Origin of the sequence: Paraburkholderia sp. JHI869 (genome assembly GCF_038900775.1) — a bacterium.
Classification (GTDB): domain Bacteria; phylum Pseudomonadota; class Gammaproteobacteria; order Burkholderiales; family Burkholderiaceae; genus Paraburkholderia.
Genome location: NZ_JAYMSC010000049.1, coordinates 13,288 through 34,585 on the forward strand (window position 1 = coordinate 13,288; position 21,298 = coordinate 34,585).

Consider the following 21,298-nt stretch of genomic DNA (forward strand, 5'->3'; position numbering starts at 1 on the left):
ACGGCCTGTAACGTCCTTTACGGCGCGCCTGCCGGCCTGCTGTTACGCTCCGTCACATATCGTTTCGTTTCCAAACGAACTGTGCATACGGCATGCGCGCTCGTGAACATGGCCCCACATCATTTCGGGCGATTCGCCCGACGTTACCGCTAGCGGTTTTATCGTCAATTGGGGAGCAAAGAGCCGCTGCGCAGCGGCGTGGCGCCGGCGACCCACGCCACTTCCATCCCCGCAGTGGCGAAGCGCGTGCGTTGGCGTGCGTACAGCATGCCTGTCACGGTGCTCGCGATGGTGACGACGCGATCGGTCAGCGGGTCGACCACATCGGCAATCGGCTGGCCAGGTTCGACCCGCACGCCAACCGGCGTGCGGAACACGAGCACGCCTGAGGCCGGCGCGATGAGCGATTCGGCGCCCGAGAGCGGCGTAGCCCCATACTCGAGCGCAGGCAGCGGCGCGGGCGTGCCGTCGATCACACCGCGATGCATGAGGTAGTCGACGATGGCGTTCGCATCACGCTCCGCGTAGTCGTAGCTCACGTCCGCCTGGCCGCGCAACTCGATCGTCACGGAAACCGCGCCGTTGGGAATCGGAAAGCGGTCGCCATAGCGCTCGCGCAGCGCGGACCAGCAAAAGCTGTGAATCTCGTCGAAGGGATTGCCATTCGAATTGAGCGCGAAGAGCGACGCTTTCGCTTCCAGATAGCGCGCGAGCGGTTCGACATCGGCCCACAAGTCGGGGTTCGTGTAGAGGTGCATTGCGCCTTCGAAGTCGCAATGCAGGTCGAGCACGACATCGGCATCGTACGAAAGGCGCTGCAGCGCAAGACGCTGCGAGCCGAGTTCGGTGGTGGGCGTCTGTTCGTCAAGCGCCTCTCGCATCGCCGCGCGCACGGCGAGCAGGTTCTGCTGCGCGTCGGCGCTCAGGCGAGTGCCGACACGCGGAAGCACGAGTTCGGCGAGATCGTGGAAGTGGCGGTTGAAGTTGGCCGCGGTGCCGCTTTCGAAGCGGCCGAGCAACTGCCCGAGCAGGCGCTGATTGAGGCCGATTGGGTTGGGCACGGGCACGACGACGACTTCGCCGCGCAGCTTGCCCGCGGCTTCGAGCGCAGCCAGGCGTTTGCGCAGCGCCCAGGCGACCAGCATGCCGGGCAGTTCGTCGGCGTGCAGCGACGACTGGATATAGATCTTCTGTGCGCCGGTGGGGCCGTAGTGGAAGCTCGTGAGGTGCCGCGCGGTGCCGAGCGCCGGCGAAATGAGCGGATGGGTTTGAGTTTGCATGATGGCGTGAGCGCGGGGGAATTTCCGGCGGCGGAAAAGGGCAAAAGGCGCGGGAGTGTCCCGCGCCTTCGTTGCTAGTACAGTGCTTGCGTAATGCTCAGGAACCGTACACGTCGAATGCGAAGTAGCGCGATTCGATCTTCTTGTACGTTCCGTCCTTGATCATGTCCGCGAGCGCTTTGTCGATCTTCACCTTCAGGTCAGTATCGTCCTTTCGCAAGCCAATCGCGGCGCCGTTGCCGAGAATGCCGCTCGGGTCGCTCAGTTCGCCGTTCGTGAACGCGAAGCTTGCGCCGCGCGGCGTCTTAAGGAAACTCAGGTCGGCCTGCACGGCGTCTTGCAGCGCGGCGTCGAGGCGGCCCGAGAGCAGGTCCGCATAAACCTGGTCCTGGTCCTGGTAAGGCACGATCTTCACACCGTTGGGCGCCCAATTCGCCTTCGCATAGGCTTCCTGAGTCGTGCCCTGCTCGACGCCAACCGTCTTGCCCTTGAGCGATTCTGCGGTGGGCTGGAGCGTCGAGCCTTTCTTCGCGACGAGACGGCTAGGCGTGTGGAAGACCTTTGACGAGAAGGCGATTTGCGCTTCGCGCTGCGGCGTCATCGACATCGAGGAGAGCACGGCGTCGAACTTCTTCGCCTTGAGCGCCGGAATCATGCCGTCGAATTCGCTTTCCACCCAAACGCACTTCGCGTTGATGCGCTTGCAGATTTCGTTGCCGACGTCGATGTCGAAGCCGACCAGCTTGCCGTCCGTGCTCTTCGATTCGAACGGGGGATAGCTTGCGTCCACGCCAAAGCGGACGGTGGTCCAGTCCTTCGCGCAGACGGAGGTTGCGACGGCCAGCATCGCAATGCACAGGGCAAACTTCTTCATTGACGTGGAGTCTCCAGTATGTCTTTCAACGCGCCATGACAGATGGCGGCATGGTCAACAGCGGGCTGTCACGTCAGCCGTGTTGTATAGACAAGATAAGAGATCTCACATAATGAGACAACTAGGGTTTTCGCTGGCGGAAGGTGTAAACGCGCTGAAATGCGGGCGTTGCACGCGCGAGGTAACGGCTGCGGTAGTGTGGAGGGCGCGTTGTAAGTGCTTATTGGCTAGACAACTATGAGTCGTTGCCCGTAGAGAGCTGCTGTCGCGAGGTGGGGGCGGGGAACTTGCACAAGCAGGGAGGCTGGCGCGCGCATTTTGTTGCGCGCGCAACTACTGGAGTGACGGGCGCGCCGCTCAATCGTCGTCGTCGCCGTGGTGCCAGCCACGATGACGGCCGTGGTCGTGCCAGTGGTGCTCGTCGTCGTGGTCGTAGCGGTAGTAGCCGTAAGCCGGGGCCGGTTCGTAGTACGTTGCGGGCGGCGCTGCATAGACGACGGGCGGCGGCGCCTCGTACACCGGCTCGGGCGCGGCATAAACCGGACCGGGAACGCCGAGATAGACACCGATATCGGCATGGGCGGATGCCGCGCTACTGACACACGTCCCTGCGAGCCCTGCGAGGAGATAAAACGTCAGGCGATTCATGATGATCTCTATTCCAGTCAACGGATGCGGTTGCGATGGAAGCGGATTCTAGTCGCTGAGCTTTCGGAAGGGCTGCGCAGATTTGTCAATCGTGTAACCGGTGGTAAAGCAGCGCGAAAAATCGCCGGCTTAAGGTTCCCATAAGGTAATTGCGCGGGCCGTAATCGGTGTTCGATTGGGTCCGTCGTTTTGGGGTCATTACACGCGTGTGTGGTGCGGGTTGAACGCACGAGGCCGTTGCCATTACCCTATAGAGGCTGCCCGTGCCCGAGACAGGTCTCCCATGCGTGCCGACGATCGAGCTTCTACGCAAGCCTGCATGCCCGAATTCCAGAAGCAGGGCGACGTCTGCTCGTTCGGGAACGACGCAATCGCATTGCACTGGGCAATCGAGGACGAGCAACTCACTCACTTCTCGCTGAACGATTGCGTAGAGGAGCGTACGCTGCCCATCGTCGCGCCATTTGCGCTGACTTTCGCGGACGGCACCACACTCGGCCCCGCCGGAATGCGGATGCTCGCACCGGTACGGGAAGACACGCTCGCCGCTAACCCCCAGGCATCGCGATTGGCCGAACGAGTCGCGGGCCGCCGCGTGAGCATCGCGCTGGGCGACGCACAAGGACGCCTGCGGGTTCAATGGAGCGTAGAGCAGCGCGAAAGCGCGCGGTATCTGCGCATGACGCTGGACGTGACGGCCCTGCGCCAGGACGAAGGCATCTCCCTGGTTTCATTGCTGCATGCGCGAGTTGCGGGCGCGCAGGCCAGCAGCGAACGCAGGGGCACGCCGGTCGTAGCGGGCAACTTCTACCTGGGCTTCGAACTGCCGCTTGCAACCAGCCACGTGGAAAAGGAAGGCGTCAACTTTACGCTGCAACGCGCGCTGCCGCTGGCAAAGAACCGGACGCTGACTTACTCCGCCGTGGCCGGCGTGGCTCGCGAAGGTCAAATGCGGCGCGATTTCGCCGCATGCCTCGAGCACGAGCGCCCCCGCCCATATCGCCCGTTTCTGCACTACAACAGCTGGTGGGATATCGGCTACCTCACGCCTTATACGCAGGACCAGGCGCTTGAGCGTATCGAAACGATCGGCCGCGCATTGTATGCCGCACGCGGCGTGCAGATCGATTCGTTTCTTTTCGACGATGGCTGGGACGACCTCGGCGGCGGCTGGCATTTCAGCCAGGCGTTTCCTCACGGCTTCGTGCCGCTGCGCGACGCCGCGGCACGATACGGCGGTGCGCCCGGCGCATGGCTGTCTCCCTGGGGCGGCTATTGCGCGCCGAAGGAGCAACGCGTAAGTCGCGGCCGCACCGCCGGCTATGAAGTCATCGACAATGGCTTCGCGTTATCGGGGCCGCGCTACTACCGGCGCTTTCACGAAGTCGTGATGGACCTGCTCGCGAGAGACGGCGTGAACCAGTTCAAGTTCGACGGGACGGGCAACGCGGACCGCGTGTTTCCAGGCAGTCTTTTCGATAGCGACTGGGACGCGGCGATCCAGCTCATCGGCGACATTCGTGCGGCGAAACCCGAAACCTTCATCAATCTCTCGACGGGCACGCATCCGTCGCCATTCTGGCTGCGCCACGTCGACGCGATCTGGCGCGGCGGCAACGACGACGGCCAGACCGGCAGCGGCACGAACCGCGAGCGCTGGATCACGTACCGCGACGCGCAGACGTACCGCAACATTGTGCTGCGCAGCCCGCTCTTTCCGCTCAATTCGCTGATGCTGCACGGTATTGTTTTCGCGCAGTGTAATCCGCGCCTGAATGCGTCGGCAGGCGATGCCTTCGCGCACGAAGTGCAGTCCTTCTTCGCAAGCGGCACGCAATTGCAGGAGCTATACATCACGCCCTCGCTGCTAGGCGAGGATGAATGGAACGTACTCGCACAAGCCGCCCGATGGGCGCGCGCGAACGCCGACGTATTGCGTGACAGCCACTGGATTGGCGGCGCGCCTGACGAAGCCGCCATTTATGGCTGGGCGGCGTGGGCGCCGCATAAGGCGGTCGTGACGCTGCGCAATCCGCATAGCGAGGCGCAGCGCTTTGCCTTGGCGCTGCGGCATCAACTGGAACTGCCGGATGCGGCGGTGGGGAGATTCCATGCGCGAAGCCTTTGGCATGCGGGCACAGCGGCCATTCCGGACGTACTGGAAGCGGATGCGCCTTGCGAAATTCAGCTCGCGCCATTCGAAGTGCTCACGCTGGAACTACTGCCGACCGGTGGGGGCTAATACAACGAATCCTCGAGTTGCACTGGCTTCGCTTCGGTCTGGTGCAAGTCGAATATCAACACTTCGTTTTCGCCCTGCGTGAGCCACGGCGCGGGGCAAAACAAGCGCCTTTGCGGGCCGATACGCCAATAACGCCCAAGATTGTGCCCATTGACCCAGACCACGCCCTTGGTCCAGCGGCTCATATCGAGCCAGGTGTCGCCGACCTCATTCAGATCCAGACGCGCCTTGAAGAATAGCCCGGCTTTCAACGGATTCGCGCAGCGTTCCACCAGCCCGGCGATGAACGCCTCATCCATCGGCAGCAAAAAGACGTCCCAGTCCTTGAGCGACGAGATGGACCCGTCGGCGCTATGGATCTTCACCGGCTCGAGCAGTCCTTTTCGGTCGACAATTTCCGGTCCGAAGTTGACTCGCCCCATGCCCTCTACCAGAATTTCCAGCGCTGCCTGCGCGCCAGCCGGGATGGTGGGCAGCGCGAGCGGCGCGCGATAGTTCACGCGCAACGGCTGCGCATAGCCGTGCGGAATCTGCGCGCGCGAGACACCGCCCGCATAGTACTCGCCAACGAAAACGGTCGCGTAGTCGTGAACATTGCTGATATCCAGTGCGCAATCTGGTTGCGCATGCAACGTTCGTCGATATAGCGCGAAGCCGAACGTCTGCCCGTAGCGTTCGAACGACTGCGGATCGACGCTCGACTCGCGCGGCAAGGGCGCGGGCAGGTTGTCCCAGATCGAGGCGTAGAGGGTTGGCGTCAGGGTGCGGCCAGCGAGCGTGGCGATGGCATCGGGAATGTCCGGCAGGGGTTCGGTCAGAAAGCTGGCGATGATCTCGCGATACTTCACGTACTTCGCCGTGGCGGCCCCTTGCTCGCTGATCGGCGCGGAATAATCGTAGCTGGTGATATCGGGTTGATAGTCGCCCGACTCGTCCACATTCGCCCCAGCATAAAAGCCAAAGCTCGTGCCGCCGTGAATGACATAGAGGTTGAACGACAGTTGCGATTGCATGAACGCAGTCAGGATGGCGGACAGATCGTAGTTCAGCCCCGCGAACGCCGGTTCGCCCCAATGCGTGAGCCATCCCGGGTAGACCTCGCCCGCCATCGCGGGGACCGCGGGAAACGCGCGCCGCACCGTTGCGATTTGCGCCGCGTTGCCATTGCTCAACGCAATCGCGCCACCCGTCACCGTGCTGCGATTGCGTTTGAGTTGCGCGAGACCGTCTTCGGTATAGAACGGCCCCGCTATGCCGCCCTGTAGCCAAAGCTGCCTGAGTTCTTCGAGGTAAGCGGGATTGCGTGCGTACGAGCCGAACTCGTTCTCGATCTGGATCATCAGGATCGGGCCGCCTGCATCGATCATCAACGGCTTGATGCGCGGAACCAGTTCGCCGATGTAGCGTGCAACCGCCGCCATGTAACGCGCATCGGTAGCCGAGTCGGTGCGCAACTGGATGTCCGGTTCGCTCAGCAAGTAAGCGGGCAGGCCGCCCAGGTCCCACTCGGCGCAGACATACGGCCCCGGCCGCAACAGCACCCACAACGCTTCTTCCTGACACAGGCGGATGAAGGCTTCGATATCGCGGTTGCCGCTTTCGAAGTCGAATATGCCTTTGCGCGTTTCGTGGTAATTCCACATGACGTACAACGCGATGCAGTTCATGCCCATCGCTTTGGCCATGCGAATGCGGTGCAGCCAATACTCGCGTGGAATGCGCGCGGGATGCATCTCGCCGCTGCGAATCTGGAAGGGCTCGCCGTCGAGCAGGAAGTGTTCGCCACTGGGGCTGAACGAGAAGGTGTGGCTGCGGTCGAGGTTCACAGTGCAATCGCGCCCTTGTATTTGCAGACTCACGCACTATACTTCCACGGCTGATCGTAGAACGCTTAATTTCGCTTAAGCCTATAATTCGGCAAGACTACGCGCAGTCAGATATGCCGAGCTATGTAACCGTAATGATGCAGTTACATTCGAATATGAAAAAGCGTGCTATTTTTCCGATTGCCAGCTCAACGCTTCTCGTCGCAGCGGGAATTCTCTGCATCGCCTTGTCGCTCACGACACGATCCTTGATCGGAACGCTTTTCATCGCAAGGATGCTGCTGTTCTGCGGCTTCGTGCACGCCTTGAATCTCTTTACGACGAAAGACTGGAAACTCGCTATCAGGCGCATTCCACCGGTCATCGTGCCCATACTCATCGGCATTCTCATTCTGGTCAATGACAGCGCGCGGGCGCGCGGTCTCACCGTGATGCTGATGATCTTCTTCGTGCTCGACGGATTCTTCAAGATCATCGCGTCGGTTGGGCAGGACGTGAAGGTCAACAATATCGGCATTGTCAGCGCAGCGCTGTCTTTCCTGCTCGCCATATTTCTGGCCGCCAATTTCCCGAGCGTGCCGTTACCTTTGCTCGGACTGTTCCTCGGGCTGGATCTCATTTCCATGGCCGCGGTGCCGTTTGCCGGCCAGGCGCGCAGGCGCACTCTGATCTGATCTGACAAAAGCGCAGCCGGCGGCCGCGTCACGTCCTTGCATTACGTTTCGCGCGGATACGGTGTCGGCGCTTAGTTGCCACGCTGTTGCCACGTACTTGCCACGCAGTTGCCGTTTTCCACACGCAAAACCGACGGAGGCGATTCATGATCTTCGCAAATGGCTTCACGTTTTCGAACTTTATTATCGATGCGTTTTCGATATTCATGTTCATTCTGTGGTTCTGGCTTTTCATCACGATCACGAGTGACCTGTTTCGCCGAACCGACATATCGGGATTCATGAAGATCGTCTGGGTGATCTTCCTGATCGTTCTGCCCTATATCGGCATATTCGCCTATGTCCTCACGCAGGGCAGAGACATGGCGCATCGTAACCAGGAGCGCGCGCAGAAGGCGCGCGAAGAACTGCGCCACATCGTGGGCTACAGCGTCGCGGACGAAATCGAGAAGCTGGACAAGCTGAGAACGACAGGATCGATTTCAGACGACGAGTACAAGCGTCTTCGCTCGCGGCTCGTCGATTGAGAAGGGCAGCCAGCAGGCATGGCAACCGTCCATGCCTGAATCATTCAACCATAGCGCGGGCTACGGTGACGTAGCCCCACGCGTCATCCCACTCATTCAGCACCGGGAACGATCTTCGCGATCTTCCAGTTGCTTCTCGACACCAGCACGTAGTCGCCGTTCACGCCCAGCCATTGCTGGCCGCGCTTCGGTGCGTCCAGGTTATGCGACTTCCAGTCGTTCATGACGAAGTTGTAGTGCCGATACTTGGACGGAACCTGCTGACCCTCGTGCCAGTCGCGATGCGGCATGGTCGGCATGACCTGCTGGCGACCTGTCCCCTGGCTTTGGTCTGCACCCGATGCTGCGTCTTGCGCCATTGCTGAAGCGGAAACACCGAGGAGGAGTGCAGCGATGACTGAGAGGACGAGTTGGCTTTTCATGATTCGATCTCCTGAGGTAGGAAGATGATTGACGTCGCCATGAGCGATGGCTTCTTCGGTTATAGAACATGCCGGAAGCCGTGATATCCAGCTGTGCGAACGTGCCCTTAAAAGCATCTGGGCAATGGCTGGAAAGTGAAAGAATCTAGTGGTGTGAATAAGGGTGTGAAGCGTCTATCCATAGTAGTAAAGGGAATTCCGACTTCAAGAAATTTACGAGTGATTGATTTTGCGGCGATTTTGCGTAATTCCTGTGAATGCATGAAAGCGATATCTGTTAGATAACGATTGAAACGTCGAACGGCATTTCGCGCGCTTCTCGCCTTGCGGATTGCGCACATAGGGGGCCGCAAATCGCAGTTTGAGTGAACATCGCAATAAGCTGGCCGAGTGCATGCGCAATGAGCCGTACCGGGCGCGCGCGTACCGTCTCTATTTTTCGGTGGAGCCTTGCGTGTCTAACTGCGAACCCAGACGCTATCGACTGTGCCTGATCGTCGTTGCGGCAACGTTGCTACTGGCGGGCTTCGGATGCCGCGACCGGCAAGCCCAGAGCGGCGCCGCGCCGCCGCCGCCGAGCGTGCTGGTCGAAACGGTTGCGGCACAATCCATTCCCCGCGTGGTCGAGCTGCCAGGGCGCATCGAAGCGATCCGCTCGGCGGAGGTGCGCGCCCGCGTAGACGGTATCGTCGAGCGGCGCCTCTTCGAGGAGGGCACCGACGTACGCGCCGGCGCGCCGCTCTTTCTCATCGATTCGCGCGACTACGAGGCTGCATTGCAGCAGGCCCAGGCTGCGCTCAACCGGGCGCAGGCGGTGCGGGGCAACGCGGCATCGGAAGTGGCGCGCTTCAAGCCGCTGGTGGCGCGCCAGGTGGTGAGCGCCCAGGAATTCGAGGCCGCGACGGCAGCGCTACAGCAAGCGGACGCGAATGTTGCGGACGCACGCGCCGCAGTGACGCTCGCGCTGCTTCGCCTCGATCGCTGCACGGTTCGCGCGCCCATTGCGGGCCGTGTGGGGCGCGCGCTCGTGACTGAAGGCGCGCTGGTCAGCGCAGCTGGCGCGACCTTGCTTACGCAGGTGAATCAGCTCACGCCTGTGAACGCCGTTTTCACGCAGTCGAATATCTCGTTGCTGGAAGTACGCAAACAGATCGCGTCGGGCTCGCTCGCGGCGCCGGCTGCGGACCGCGCGCAAGTGTGGCTCACGCTCGCGAACGGCGACGACTACAGCGAGCCGGGCGTGCTCGACTTCACCGATCTCGTCGTCGATCCCTCTACCGGTACGCAGGTGCTGCGCGCGCGCTTCAACAATGCGTCGCGCATTTTGTTGCCGGGGCAGTTCGTGCGCGGGCGCATCGTGATCGGCACGATACCGAACGGCCTCGCCGTCCCCGCGCGCGCCGTGCAGTTCGACAACAGCGGGGCAAGCCTGTCGCTCGTCGCCGGCGACGGCACTGTCGTGCGGCGCAATGTCGTTCTCGGCCCGCAGGAAGCGGGCCAATGGGTCGTGAAGGATGGGCTGGAGCCGGGTGAGCGCGTGATCGTCGACGGGTGGCAAAGGGTGCAGCCGGGGCAGCGCGTGGACGCCCAGCCCTTCGCCGCCGCGGGCCACTCCTGAGCGGCGCGCCCCATGAACCGATTCTTTGTCTACCGGCCAGTCTTCGCGTGGGTGGTTGCGCTCTTCATTACGCTCTTCGGCGGCCTCGCGCTCATGCTGCTGCCGGTCGAGCAGTACCCAGACGTCGCGCCGCCCTCGCTCACGATATCGGCGGTCTATAGCGGCGCGGACGCGAACACGCTCGACCGCACGGTCACGTCGATCATCGAAGACGAAATGAATGGCGTCGACAACTTCCTCTACATGTCGTCGCAAAGCCGCTCGAACGGCACGGCGCAGATCACCGTCACGCTCAGGCCCGGCACGAATCTCGATGTCGCGCTCTCGCAGGTCCAGGACCGCTTGAGCCGCGTCGAGCCGCGCTTGCCGCTGGAGGTGAGGCAGGTGGGCGTGAGCGTCACGAAAGCGTCGTCGGGATTTCTGATGCTCGTGGCGCTGCAATCGGCCGATGGGCGGATCCCGGCCGTCGAACTGGGCAACTTCGCCGCCAATAACATCGTCAACGAATTGCGCCGCATTCCCGGCGTGGGCGATGCGCAGTTGTTCGGTTCGTCGTATGCGATGCGGATATGGATCGACCCGGAAAAACTCAACAGCTTCGGTATTTCGGCCAACGAAGTGATGACGGCCATCCAGGAGCAGAACAGCCAGACTGCGGGTGGCAGCCTTGGCGACCAGCCGCTTGCGCCGGGGGCCGAACTCAATGCGCAGATCGTCATGCGAGGCCGCTTTTCTACGCCCGAGCAGTTCCGCGAGGTCATCGTGCGCTCGAACCCGGACGGCTCCACGGTGCGCGTGGGCGACGTCGCGCGCGTGGAACTGGGCAACGACAGCTATGGCTTTCGCTTTCGCGTGAACGGCAAGGAGTCCGCCGGGATCGCGATCCAGCTCGCGAGCGGCGCGAACGCGCTGGCCGTGGCAAGAGCCGTGCGGGAGCGCCTCACGCAGTTGCAGCCCACTTTCCCGAAGGGCATGGAATGGGTCGTGCCGTTCGACACGACGCCGTTCATCACCACCTCGCTGAGCGGCGTGCTGCGCACGATGGTCGAAGCGTTGCTGCTCGTGACGGTCATCGTCTTCCTGTTCCTCCAGAAGTGGCGCGCGACGCTCATTCCCACGCTGGTCGTGCCGATCGCGCTGATCGGCACCTGCGTGGGCATTTATTTGTTCGGACTCTCGATTAATCTGCTCTCGCTGTTCGCCATGGTCGTGGCGATCGGCGTGCTCAACGACGACGCGATCGTGGTGGTGGAAAGCGTCGATCGCGTGATCCAGGAAGAGGGTTTGAGTTCACGGCGCGCGACCGTCAAGGCCATCGGGCAGATTGCGGGCGCCGCTATTGCGAGCACGCTCGTGCTCATTGCGGTGTTCGTTCCCATGGCGTTCTTTCCCGGCTCGACGGGCGCGATCTATCGCCAGTTCTCGGTCACGCTCACGGTCTCGATCTTTCTGTCTACCTTGCTCGCCCTTACGCTGGGCGTGGCCATGTCGGCGGCGCTGCTGGGCAGCAAGACGAAGACCGGCGACGGCACCGGCACGCGCGCTGCAAAGCATTGGCCGGCCCGCATCCAGCAGCGCATTTTCGACGCATTCAACCGCGGTATGGACGCCGCCACCGAGCGCTACGTGCTGGCTGTGCAGGCCATGCTGCGCAAACCGGTGCGTTGGCTTTTCGTATTCGTCGCAGTCTGCGTGGCGACCGGCTTCCTCTTCACCCAATTGCCGCGCGGCTTCATTCCGGGCGAGGACCAGGGGCATATCTTCGTTGCGTATACGGCGGCGCCCGGCGCCACGGCGCAGCGCACGCAGCAGGTCGTCGATCAGGTCGAGGCGTTTCTCAGGCAGCAGCCCCAGGTGCGTAATATCGCCTCGGTCACGGGATTCAGCTTTTTCGGCCAGGGGCAGTCGGCGGCCATGTCGTTCGTCGATCTGAAGCCGTGGTCGGAGCGGCCGGGCGCGGACAATTCGGCGGGGGCGCTCGTGGGGCGCGCGAACGCGGCGTTCCGCAATATTCCGCAGGCGCTCGTCTTCGCACTCGATCCGCCCGCCATTCCCGCGCTCGGCAATGCGAGCGGCTTCACGATGAAGATACTCGATCGCAGCGGCGTGGGCGGCGCAGCGTTGCAGCAGGCAAGCGCGCGCATGCTGGCGGAAGCCGCGCGCAGCCCCTTGCTGGTGGGCGTGCGTCCCGACGGGTTGCCGCCCGCGCCGCAACTCTATGTCGATATCGACCGCGTGAAGGCGCGCGCGCTGGGGCTGCAGATCGGTCAGGTGAACAGTGCGCTCGCGCTCGCGTTCGGCTCGAACTACGTGAACGATTTCGTCTACGAAGGGAACGTGCTGCGCGTGCTCATGCAGGCCGACGCCGACCAGCGCATGCGGCCCGAGGACATCGGCGCGCTGCGTTTGCGCAACAACGTGGGCGAGATGGTGCCGTTTTCGGCGTTCACGAGCGTGCACTGGACCGCGGGGCCACAGCAGGTCGAACGCTATAACGGCTTTCCGTCGGCCACGATCTCGGGGCAAGCGGCCCCGGGCCGCTCAAGCGGCGCGGCGCTCGCGGAGATGGAGCGTATTGCAGACCATGTGCTCACCGGCAACCTGACCTACGAGTGGACCGGCACGGCCTTTGAAGAACAGCAGGCGGCCGGGCAGATCGGCGCGCTGCTGCTGCTTTCCCTCGTCGTGGTGTTTCTGCTGCTCGCCGCGCTCTACGAGAGCTGGGCGATTCCCATTGCCGTGCTGCTCATCATTCCGCTGGGCGTGCTGGGCGCGGTGCTTCTCACCATGGCGCGGCGCTTTTCCGCCGATATCTATTTCAACATCGGCCTCGTGACCATCATCGGCCTCGCGGCCAAGAACGCCATTCTGATCGTGGAATTCGCCATCAAGGAGGAGGCAGCCGGCAGCGACACCGTGAGCGCGGCCGTAAACGGCGCGCGCCAGCGGCTGCGCCCGATCCTGATGACGAGCGTGACCTTCGTGCTCGGCATGCTGCCGCTCGTGCTCGCCACGGGCGCGGGGGCGGCAGGGCGGCAGGCAGTCGGCACGGGCATCATGGGCAGCATGTTCACGGCCACGCTGTTCGGCATCTTCTTTACGCCCGTATTCTATGTGGTGGCGCGCAGGTGGTTGAGCCGCAAACGCTCGCCTGACGATGACGAAGAAGACGCGCGGCCCGCGGGAGCGAGCGATGCTTAAGACTGCCAGGTGGATGGCGATCGCCGCGTGCCTGCCGCTCGCTTCATGCAATTTCGCCCCGCGTTACCAGCAGCCGGAGTTGCCGGTTGCGAGCACCTACGAGAGTGCGGATATCGGCGCGCCGGGCGGCGAGCGTCTTGCTTCGGAACTCACGTGGGAAACGTTTTTCCGCGACCCGGCGCTCAAGCAACTGATCGCGATGGCGCTCGCGCATAACCGCGACCTGGCGGCATCGGTTGCGCGCATCGAGCAGGCGCAGGCGCTCTATCGCGTGCAGCGCTCCGCGCGGTTTCCGCAAGTGGCCGTGGGTGCGGACGCAACGCGCACCAAAACGCCGCTCAACACGATCGAGCCCGAGCTTCCCAACAACAACACCTCGATCCACTTCAACCAGTACAGCGTGCAGGTGGCCGTCACGTCGTTCGAACTTGACTTCTGGGGGCGCGTGGCGAACCTGAGCGAGTCCGCGCGCCGCAATTATCTGGCGACGGTGGAGGCCAACGAAGCCTTCCGTCTCTCGCTCATCAGCAACGTGGCGGCGACGTATTACGCCATCCTCTCGGGCAACGAGGGCATCGACCTTGCGCAGCACACGCTCGAAACGCGCCAGTACGCACTGGAAGTCGCGCGGCTGCGCCTCGAAGCGGGGGCGACATCGCTCGTGGACTTCGAGCAGGCGCGCATTCTCGTCACGCAGGCGCAGACGCAGCTTGCCGAGCTGCAAAGAACGACGGGCCAGCAGCGGGATCAGTTGGCTGTCCTGATCGGTGGTCCGCTGCCCGACTCCACAGGGATGGCGCAGCGCCATGTGCTCGCCGACGCCGACCAGTTCGGCACGCTCGACGCGGGCCTGCCTTCCTCGCTGCTCGCGCTGCGCCCCGATATTCGCGCGGCCGAGCAGTCGTTGCGAGCCGCCGACGCCGACATCGGCGCCGCACGCGCCGATTATTTCCCGCGCGTTTCGCTCACGGGCAATTTCGGCTATGTGTCTCCCGAACTGAGCGATCTGTTCGTGCCCGGCAAGCAGGCATGGCTCATATCCGGATTCGTTACGCTGCCCATCTTCGACGCGGGGCGCCGCAGCGCGCAGGTGCGCCTGTCCGAAGCGCGTCAAACGGAACTCGTGGCGAATTACCAGAAAACGGTTCAGGTGGCGTTCCGCGAGGTTTCGGATGCGCTGATCGCGCGCCAGCGCCTGCAGGAGCAAATCATGGCGCAGGAGCGCGCGGTGGACTCGGAGGCGCGCCTCGCTGAAGCCGCCGATCTGCGCTACCAGAACGGTATTTCCATCTACCTGGAAGTGGTCGATGCGAAGCGCAGCCTCTTCGCGGCCCAGCAGCAATTGATCCAGCTACGCGCGGCGGCGCTGCAAAACGGCGCTTCGCTGTATGTGGCGCTGGGAGGAGGGCAGGACGCGCCCCGGCCCGATCACGCGGGCGAAGCTAGCGGCGTTGTGAATCCCTAGCCGCGCGGCTCAGGCGTCACACATCGCGACGCGATTGCGCCCGCGCGCCTTGGCGTCGTACAGCGCCTGGTCCGCTGCCTTGATGATCTGCGTGACGTCGACATCCTGTTCCGGCGACCAGCTTGCGGAGCCGATGCTCGCCGTGACCCGCCCGTACTCGCTGCCCGCATGCTCGATCGCGAGGTCGCTGATCGCATGGCGGATTTTCTCGGCAATCGCGCAGGCGCCTTCCAGCAGCGTATCGGGCAGCACGACGATGAACTCTTCGCCGCCGTAGCGGGCGGCGGTGTCCGCGGGCCGGCGGATGTTTTCGCCGATGCAGCGCGCCACAGCGGCAAGCGCGTCGTCGCCGGCCTGGTGGCCGTACGTGTCGTTATAGGCCTTGAACCGGTCGATATCGACGAAGAGCAGCGAGAACACGCTGCGCGCGCGCCTGGCGCGCCGCCACTCCTGTTCGAGAATTTCGCCGAGCGTGCGGCGGTTGTTCAGTCCTGTGAGGCTGTCGGTGCGCGCGAGCAGTTGCAGTTCCGACTCGGCGCGCATTCTGCGCCGCAACTGCGTGGCGAGCACGAACGAGAGCGCAACGAAGCCGATGGCGAAGGTGCCCATGAGCGTACCGATGGTCAGCGCGCGCCGTCGCCACGCCGCGTAGATATCGGGCTCGGCTTCCGCGACCATGATGATGAGAGGCTGGCGCGGGAAATTGCGGAAAAAATACAGGCGGCGTACGCCGTCTATCGACGACGTGTCCGAGAAGCTGCCCTCTTTCGCGGTCAGAAAGTGGCGGAACGTACTGGCGCTGCGGATGTTGCGTCCCACCACGGCCGGATCGTAGGGCTGGCGCATGATCATCGTGCCGTCCTGCGCGATCAGCGAAATCGCCCCATGCGGCCCGAGCGAGAGCCCGGCGAATAGCTGGTGAAAATACTCGAGGTTAATGGCGATCGTGACGACGCCGGCGAACGACCCGTCGGCATGCGAAAGCCTGCGGCTCAGCGCAATGCTCGGCGAACCGTTGCGCAAGCGCGAACGGTACGGCGCGCTCACGTAGAGGCCGGCATCGGGATTGTCGCGCTGAACCGTGAAGTAGTCGCGGTCGCCGAAATTGGCCTTGAGCGGCGCGTCGGTGGCGGAATTCATGACGACGTTGCCCGCTTCGTCGAGCACGACGATCGAGCCCAGATATTCCGCGGTAATGGCGCGGTCGAACAGCAACTGGCTGCGCAGATGCGCAGGCAATGCCATGACGTCGGGCCGGCTGACGCCGTCGACCACGGCTTGCAGCGAAAGCGCGTAGAGCTCGAAGTTGCGCTCGATGTCGCGTTCGGCAACGAGCGCGACGTTGCGCGAGTTCTCGCGGGCGCGCTCCAGGGCGTCGTGTCGGCTTTCGTAGAGCACGATCGCGCAAAGCGACGCCATGACGAAGGCGACCGCCAGGCTGCCATAGAAAATGGCGCGCGGCCCGGTGAGCCATCTGAGCAGGTTAGCGCGCGTGAGCGCTGGCCGCATGGCTCGCCTCCAGGTAAGCCTGCGCGCTCGCCGCATCCACAGGGCGTGAGAACCAGTAGCCCTGCGCTTCGTTGCAGCCGTTCTCGATCAGGAATTCCAGTTGCCGCAGCGTTTCCACGCCCTCGGCCACCACCCGCATGCCGAGCGTATGGCCGAGCGCGAGCACGGCCTTCACGATGACCTCGTCCGCACGCGAGTGGCCAATGCCCTTCACGAACGACATATCGAGCTTGAGCCGATCGGGCATGAAGCTGCGAATGTACCCAAGGCTCGAATAGCCCGAGCCGAAATCGTCGATGGCGACCGAGAGCCCCATCTCGCGAAGGGCGCGCAGCGTGGCGAGCGAGCGGGGTGCCATGAGCACGCCCTCGGTGATTTCCAGCTCGATGTTGCGCGGACTCACGCCGGTGCGCGCGAGCGTATCCGCCATCATGGCGGGCAGATCCGCGCGCACGAACTGGACCGGCGACACGTTCACCGAAACGACGATGTCAGGGTGCTGGCGCGCCCACTCGCGGGCCTGCCGGCAGGCCTCCTCGAAAACGAATTCGCCGATCTGCACGATCAGGCCGTTTTCCTCCGCGAGCGGGATGAACAGCGCCGGGCTCATCTGGCCGCGCTCCGGGTCGTGCCAGCGCACGAGCGCCTCGAAACCCATCGTCTCGCCCGTCGTCGGGTTGACTCGCGCCTGCCACGCGACGGCAAACGCGCGCGACGCCACGGCGAGGCGCAACGCCTGCGCGAGGCTCGCCCGCTCCAGATGCTGCATGGCGATGGCCATGTCGAACACCTGCATGCTGCCGGGTCCCATCGATTTGGCGCGGTACATGGCGGAGTCGGCGTACTTGAGCAGCGAGTCCGGGTCGCTCGAATGGTCGGGGAACACCGCGAGGCCGACACAGGCCAGCGGCACGATGACCTTGTTGCCGATCAGCAGGCCATGTGTCAAGGATTCCTGCATTCTCGCGGCGGCGGCGACGAAGTGATCGACGTTGCCCCGGCCGTACAGCACGGCGACGAACTCATCGCCCGCATAGCGCGAAACCATTTCGGCCTGCGCGATATTGGCGGAAAGGCGGCGCGCCACTTCGCACAGCACCTCGTCGCCCGCGGTATGGCCGAGCGAGTCGTTGACTTCCTTGAAGTTGTCGAGATCGATGAACACCAGCGCAAACTTCTGCTGCGCGTCGCGCGCCGTGCGGGCCAGTTCGCGCAAATGCGCCTTGAGTCCGAGCCTGTTCGGCAGATGCGTGAGGGAGTCCTCGTTGGCCTGCACGCGCAACTGCTCCTGATAGCGGATGCGCTCGGAAACGTCGCTGAACACGCTCACGCAGTGCGTGGGGCGATTGCGTTCGTCGAGCACGGGCGCAACATGCAGCTCGATCCAGTAGGGCGAGCCATCGGGTTTGTAGCACTTGAGCAACCCTTCGCTCTCGCGCTCGGATTGCATGGCACTCCGAATGATATCGGCATCGGACGACGAGATATCGCAATCGAGCATGTCCCAATGCTCGGCGCCGTTCGCCTTCGCCACCGGGCGCCCGGTAATGCGCTCGAACGCGGCGTTGGCGTACGTGATGATGCTCTCGCCATCGACCTTCTGCGAAATGATCACGGCGTTTCTCGAAGCCTCCAGCGCCCGGCTGCGAATGCGCAAATGCTCTCTCGCCTGTTCATGCGCCGTGACGTCGTGCGCGGTAATGAAGCACGCATCCTGGCCCGCATAATCCAGCATATGCCACGCGATATCGACGTGGATCACTTCTCCGCTAATGCGCACGTGCCGGCGTACGCCGCCCGCGCCGCCTTGCGCGCCGGAATTGACGTAGCCATGCAGGTCGCGCCGGAACGCGCCGGTTTCGGCCTTCGGGCGAAGCTGCTCGACCGACATGCCTTTGAGTTGCTGCAGGCTCGCGCCGTATTGACGCTGGGCCGCGGCGTTCGCAGTGAGGATTGCATAGGAGCGCAAATCGAAGATGAGCATCGCGACCGGATGCTGCTCGAAGTACTCGCGAAAGCGTCGCTCGGCCTCGAGCGCGACGATTCTCGCGGCGCTGCGGGACAGCGCCGCGCGGTGGCTCGTGAACAGCGTGAAGAGCAGCAGCAACGCGCCGGCCGTCGCGGTGCCGATCAGCGAGATCTTTTGCCGTGCGAGTTGCGCCTGCGCGCCGAACTGCACGACCTTGATCTGCTCGCGCTGCTCGGAGCGCAGCTCGGTGAGAAGCGACATGATGGAGCTGAGCGTTTCGTTCGCGTGCTGCATCAGCGCGGGTTCGAGCCTGGCGCCCGCGTCGGCGAGCGCGATATTGCGCGCGGCCGCGTCGAGTTCTCCGGGCCAGACGGCGCTCAACTGCCGCAACTGGCGGATCGTGCGCTCATTGCGCGGCGCGCCGGCGAAATCATGCTCGAGCCGGTCGTAAATACCGGCGACGACGGCGGCCCGCTTGATCGGCCACGCGCGCGACGTGTAGCCCGCCGTGCCTACGCCTTTGAGGAAGTCGGTATTCGCGGCGATATGCAGCGTGAGCAAGGCTTCGAGTTCCGAAGTAATGTTCAGTTCCTGGCGAAGCCGCGAGTCGGCCGTGCCGCGCGAAAGGTTAGCGCTCAGCATCGCGCCGATTGCCACGCATACGATCAGCGCCACGGCCAGCGCAATGGCGACGCCCTTGCCGGGCGCGCGGGATGATGCCTGCGGAATGGATCCGGATATTTCAGCTACGTTCATTGCCACGCAACGCTTATCGGCACATCGCACTCGCGCCGCGTTGCTCGGCGGGAATGGGCAGGTTACAGGCGAAGGCACCGGCATCAGCTCGGGAGGCGGGCAGAGGGGCCATGGTGTTCCAGGCATGCAGACGGCGACAGCACGGGCGAGTCCGTGATCGGACGCTACTGTCTGAATAACGGGTATTCGGCGTGCCGCTTTGATTGGTGTTTTTACCTAGGTGCCTGGATGCTGGGATGCTCGCGCGGCGATTGGGGCATGGATCCGGAGCGCATTCGATGCCCGTGCTTCAATACGCTCATGGCGCGAATGGATCAAGCGGGGATCGCGCGGGGATCGCGCGCGGTCCGCTGTTTCTGCCCCTGTTATCTTTTCAAGGGACTCACATGAAAAAACTCGTCAATGACCCGTCGTTCGTGGTGCGCGAAATGCTCGAGGGCATTGCGCGCACCGCGCCGCATATCGCCGTGCTCGGCGACGAAAACGTCCTCGTTCGCAACCCGTTGCCGAGCCCGCACGAGCGCAGCGTCGCCGTGATTTCGGGTGGCGGCAGCGGCCACGAACCCGCGCATGGCGGCTACGTCGGGCAAGGCATGCTCACCGCCGCCGTGTGCGGCGAGGTGTTTACGTCGCCCTCCACCGACGCCGTGCTCGCCGCGATCCGCGCGAGCGCGGGGGCGAACGGCGCGCTGCTCATCGTGAAGAACTACACGGGGGACCGGCTCAACTTCGGCCTCGCTGCCGAACTGGCGCGCGCCGAAGGCATTCCGGTCGAACTCGTCATCGTGGCCGACGACGTGTCCTTGCGCGGGCATACGGAGCGCAGTCAGCGGCGCGGCATTGCAGGCACTGTGCTAGTGCACAAGATTGCGGGCGCGGCGGCCGCGCGCGGCGACGCGCTGGGCCTCGTGGCCGCAATTGCGCGCAGCGTGGCGGAGAATCTCGGCACGATGGGCGTGGCGCTCGATGGCTGCACGCTGCCCGGCGCGGAAAAAGCCGGCTTTCGCCTCGCCGACGACGAAATCGAACTCGGCATGGGCATTCACGGCGAGAAAGGCGTGGAGCGCACGGTGCCGATGGCGGCGAGCGAATTGGTGGAAACGCTGCTCGTCAACATCGTCGAAGACCTCGCGTTGAAAAGCGGCGAGCGCGTTGCACTGCTCGTGAACGGGCTCGGGGCGACGCCCGAAATGGAACTGGCGATCATCATGCGCGATGCGTTCGAAAGCCTGAATCGCCGTCATGTGGCGGTCGAACGGGCGTGGACCGGAACGTTTCTCTCGGCGCTCAACATGCCGGGCTGTTCGATCTCCGTGCTCCGGCTCGACGATGCAAAGCTGGCATTGCTCGACGCCGCGACCGAAGCGCATGCGTGGCCCGGCGTCGGCACGGTCAACCGGCAGATTCGCATCGAGCCTGCGTTTTCAGCAGTGCAAATGGGCGCGGAGACGGATGCGGTGCCCGCGGATGCGACCAGCGCTGCGTGGACGCGGCGCCTCAAGCCGGCCCTCGATGCCGTTGCGCAAGCATTGATCGAAAACGAAGCGCTGTTCACGGACCTCGATTCCCGCGCCGGCGACGGCGATCTGGGCGCGAGCATGCATCGCGCCGCGCAGGCCATGCTCGCCGTGCCGCAAGGCTTGCTCGGCTCGCCGGCAAGCGCGCTCGCCGCGCTGAGCACGGCATTGCACCGCGCGATAGCGGGCAGTTCCGGGCCGTTCTACGCCACGGCGCTGCTGCGCGCCTCGCGCACGCTGGGCGAGAACGCGCAGCCCGGTGCGCGGGATTGGGCGGCCGCCATACGCGGCGCGGCCGAGGCGATCAGCGAACTGGGTGGCGCAAAGCCCGGAGACCGTACCATGCTCGACGCGCTCGTTCCCGCCGCCGATGCGCTCGAAAACGCCCTGAACTCGGCGCGCTCCGCGAGCGAGGCCTGGGCGCAGGCAGTGAGCGCCGCGGAAACTGGTGCGAAAAGCACGGCGCACATGACGCCGCGTGCCGGCCGGGCAAGCTATCTGGGCGAGCGCGCGATCGGCACGCCCGATGGCGGCGCGGTGGTGGTGGCCTGCTGGCTCAAGGCGCTGCAACCGCATATCGGCGCGGGGTGAGGCGGGGTCCGCGCTCGCGAACCGGCGGCGAGCGCAGCGCAGCAGTGCTTGCTAGTAGCCGCCGCCAGAGGAATTACCTGAAGTGCTCGACGCACTATCGCTGCTGCGATTCATATCGCCGCTCGCGGCCGCGAATCCAGAGGCCGTGGCGATTCCGAGGCAAATGAAACACGCAAGAA

Annotated in this window: 14 protein-coding genes; 7 read left to right on the plus strand and 7 right to left on the minus strand. The window is 63.8% G+C overall.

Going from position 1 to position 21,298, the window contains the following annotated elements:
• Positions 1-164 precede the first annotated feature (164 nt).
• From VSR72_RS41030 to VSR72_RS41040, 3 genes are all read right to left on the minus strand, one after another.
• Positions 165-1,280: a succinylglutamate desuccinylase/aspartoacylase family protein gene (locus VSR72_RS41030; RefSeq protein ID WP_342957900.1), complete on the minus strand. Its 1,116-nt coding sequence runs from the start codon at positions 1,278-1,280 to the stop codon at positions 165-167.
• Between the two features lie 97 nt (positions 1,281-1,377).
• Positions 1,378-2,154, minus strand: coding sequence for an ABC transporter substrate-binding protein (locus VSR72_RS41035; protein ID WP_342957901.1), 777 nt, complete (start codon positions 2,152-2,154; stop codon positions 1,378-1,380).
• Positions 2,155-2,511: 357 nt separating this feature from the next.
• Positions 2,512-2,802 (minus strand): hypothetical protein, encoded by a 291-nt coding sequence (locus tag VSR72_RS41040; protein ID WP_342957902.1) that lies wholly within the window; start codon positions 2,800-2,802, stop codon positions 2,512-2,514.
• Positions 2,803-3,121: 319 nt separating this feature from the next.
• Between VSR72_RS41040 and VSR72_RS41045 the strand changes: the two genes are divergently transcribed.
• Entirely contained in the window at positions 3,122-5,044 is a 1,923-nt protein-coding gene (locus VSR72_RS41045; protein WP_342957903.1) for an enterotoxin, read from the plus strand.
• On the opposite strand, the gene VSR72_RS41050 is transcribed toward VSR72_RS41045, so the two are convergent.
• Positions 5,041-6,903, minus strand: a complete 1,863-nt coding sequence (locus tag VSR72_RS41050) for a beta-galactosidase (protein ID WP_342957904.1) — start codon at positions 6,901-6,903, stop codon at positions 5,041-5,043. The two genes, VSR72_RS41045 and VSR72_RS41050, sit on opposite strands and share 4 nt — an antisense overlap.
• Positions 6,904-6,983: 80 nt before the next feature.
• Here VSR72_RS41050 and VSR72_RS41055 point away from each other — a divergent pair, with 80 nt between their 5' ends.
• Both VSR72_RS41055 and VSR72_RS41060 read left to right on the plus strand, forming a co-directional pair.
• Positions 6,984-7,544 carry a hypothetical protein gene (locus VSR72_RS41055; RefSeq protein WP_342957905.1) on the plus strand — a complete coding sequence of 187 codons (561 nt, stop codon included), beginning with the start codon at positions 6,984-6,986 and terminating at the stop codon, positions 7,542-7,544.
• Between the two features lie 146 nt (positions 7,545-7,690).
• Positions 7,691-8,071, plus strand: coding sequence for a PLDc N-terminal domain-containing protein (locus VSR72_RS41060; protein WP_158762316.1), 381 nt, complete (start codon positions 7,691-7,693; stop codon positions 8,069-8,071).
• A gap of 92 nt (positions 8,072-8,163) precedes the next feature.
• Here VSR72_RS41060 and VSR72_RS41065 read toward each other — a convergent pair whose 3' ends face one another.
• A complete protein-coding gene (locus VSR72_RS41065) occupies positions 8,164-8,493 on the minus strand; it encodes an RcnB family protein (RefSeq protein WP_342957906.1) in 330 nt (109 codons plus the stop codon).
• 454 nt (positions 8,494-8,947) lie between these two features.
• Here VSR72_RS41065 and VSR72_RS41070 point away from each other — a divergent pair, with 454 nt between their 5' ends.
• The 3 genes from VSR72_RS41070 to VSR72_RS41080 are packed head-to-tail and all read left to right on the plus strand — an operon-like array spanning position 8,948 to position 14,777.
• Positions 8,948-10,111, plus strand: a complete 1,164-nt coding sequence (locus VSR72_RS41070; RefSeq protein WP_342957907.1) for an efflux RND transporter periplasmic adaptor subunit — start codon at positions 8,948-8,950, stop codon at positions 10,109-10,111.
• Between the two features lie 12 nt (positions 10,112-10,123).
• Positions 10,124-13,312 carry a multidrug efflux RND transporter permease subunit gene (locus VSR72_RS41075; RefSeq protein ID WP_342957908.1) on the plus strand — a complete coding sequence of 1,063 codons (3,189 nt, stop codon included), beginning with the start codon at positions 10,124-10,126 and terminating at the stop codon, positions 13,310-13,312.
• Positions 13,305-14,777, plus strand: a complete 1,473-nt coding sequence (locus tag VSR72_RS41080) for an efflux transporter outer membrane subunit (protein ID WP_342957909.1) — start codon at positions 13,305-13,307, stop codon at positions 14,775-14,777. Before VSR72_RS41075 ends, VSR72_RS41080 begins: the two co-directional genes overlap by 8 nt.
• Positions 14,778-14,786: 9 nt before the next feature.
• Here the strand turns inward: VSR72_RS41080 and VSR72_RS41085 are convergent, their stop codons facing one another.
• Complete coding sequence (locus VSR72_RS41085) at positions 14,787-16,196, minus strand: diguanylate cyclase (protein WP_342957924.1); 1,410 nt, start codon at positions 16,194-16,196, stop codon at positions 14,787-14,789.
• A 64-nt stretch (positions 16,197-16,260) separates the two neighbouring features.
• Positions 16,261-19,011 (minus strand): EAL domain-containing protein, encoded by a 2,751-nt coding sequence (locus VSR72_RS41090; RefSeq protein WP_342957910.1) that lies wholly within the window; start codon positions 19,009-19,011, stop codon positions 16,261-16,263.
• A 386-nt stretch (positions 19,012-19,397) separates the two neighbouring features.
• Between VSR72_RS41090 and VSR72_RS41095 the strand changes: the two genes are divergently transcribed.
• Positions 19,398-21,119, plus strand: a complete 1,722-nt coding sequence (locus VSR72_RS41095; protein ID WP_342957911.1) for a dihydroxyacetone kinase family protein — start codon at positions 19,398-19,400, stop codon at positions 21,117-21,119.
• Positions 21,120-21,298 lie beyond the last annotated feature (179 nt).

Bases quoted from the DNA above. Each gene is read 5' to 3' on its own strand.
- VSR72_RS41030 (WP_342957900.1), bottom strand. From the start codon at position 1,280: ATGCAAACTCAAACCCATCCGCTCATTTCGCCGGCGCTCGGCACCGCG.
- VSR72_RS41035 (WP_342957901.1), bottom strand. From the start codon at position 2,154: ATGAAGAAGTTTGCCCTGTGCATTGCGATGCTGGCCGTCGCAACCTCC.
- VSR72_RS41040 (WP_342957902.1), bottom strand. From the start codon at position 2,802: ATGAATCGCCTGACGTTTTATCTCCTCGCAGGGCTCGCAGGGACGTGT.
- VSR72_RS41045 (WP_342957903.1), top strand. From the start codon at position 3,122: ATGCCCGAATTCCAGAAGCAGGGCGACGTCTGCTCGTTCGGGAACGAC.
- VSR72_RS41055 (WP_342957905.1), top strand. From the start codon at position 6,984: ATGCCGAGCTATGTAACCGTAATGATGCAGTTACATTCGAATATGAAA.
- VSR72_RS41060 (WP_158762316.1), top strand. From the start codon at position 7,691: ATGATCTTCGCAAATGGCTTCACGTTTTCGAACTTTATTATCGATGCG.
- VSR72_RS41065 (WP_342957906.1), bottom strand. From the start codon at position 8,493: ATGAAAAGCCAACTCGTCCTCTCAGTCATCGCTGCACTCCTCCTCGGT.
- VSR72_RS41075 (WP_342957908.1), top strand. From the start codon at position 10,124: ATGAACCGATTCTTTGTCTACCGGCCAGTCTTCGCGTGGGTGGTTGCG.
- VSR72_RS41080 (WP_342957909.1), top strand. From the start codon at position 13,305: ATGCTTAAGACTGCCAGGTGGATGGCGATCGCCGCGTGCCTGCCGCTC.
- VSR72_RS41085 (WP_342957924.1), bottom strand. From the start codon at position 16,196: ATGGCGTCGCTTTGCGCGATCGTGCTCTACGAAAGCCGACACGACGCC.
- VSR72_RS41090 (WP_342957910.1), bottom strand. From the start codon at position 19,011: ATGAACGTAGCTGAAATATCCGGATCCATTCCGCAGGCATCATCCCGC.
- VSR72_RS41095 (WP_342957911.1), top strand. From the start codon at position 19,398: ATGAAAAAACTCGTCAATGACCCGTCGTTCGTGGTGCGCGAAATGCTC.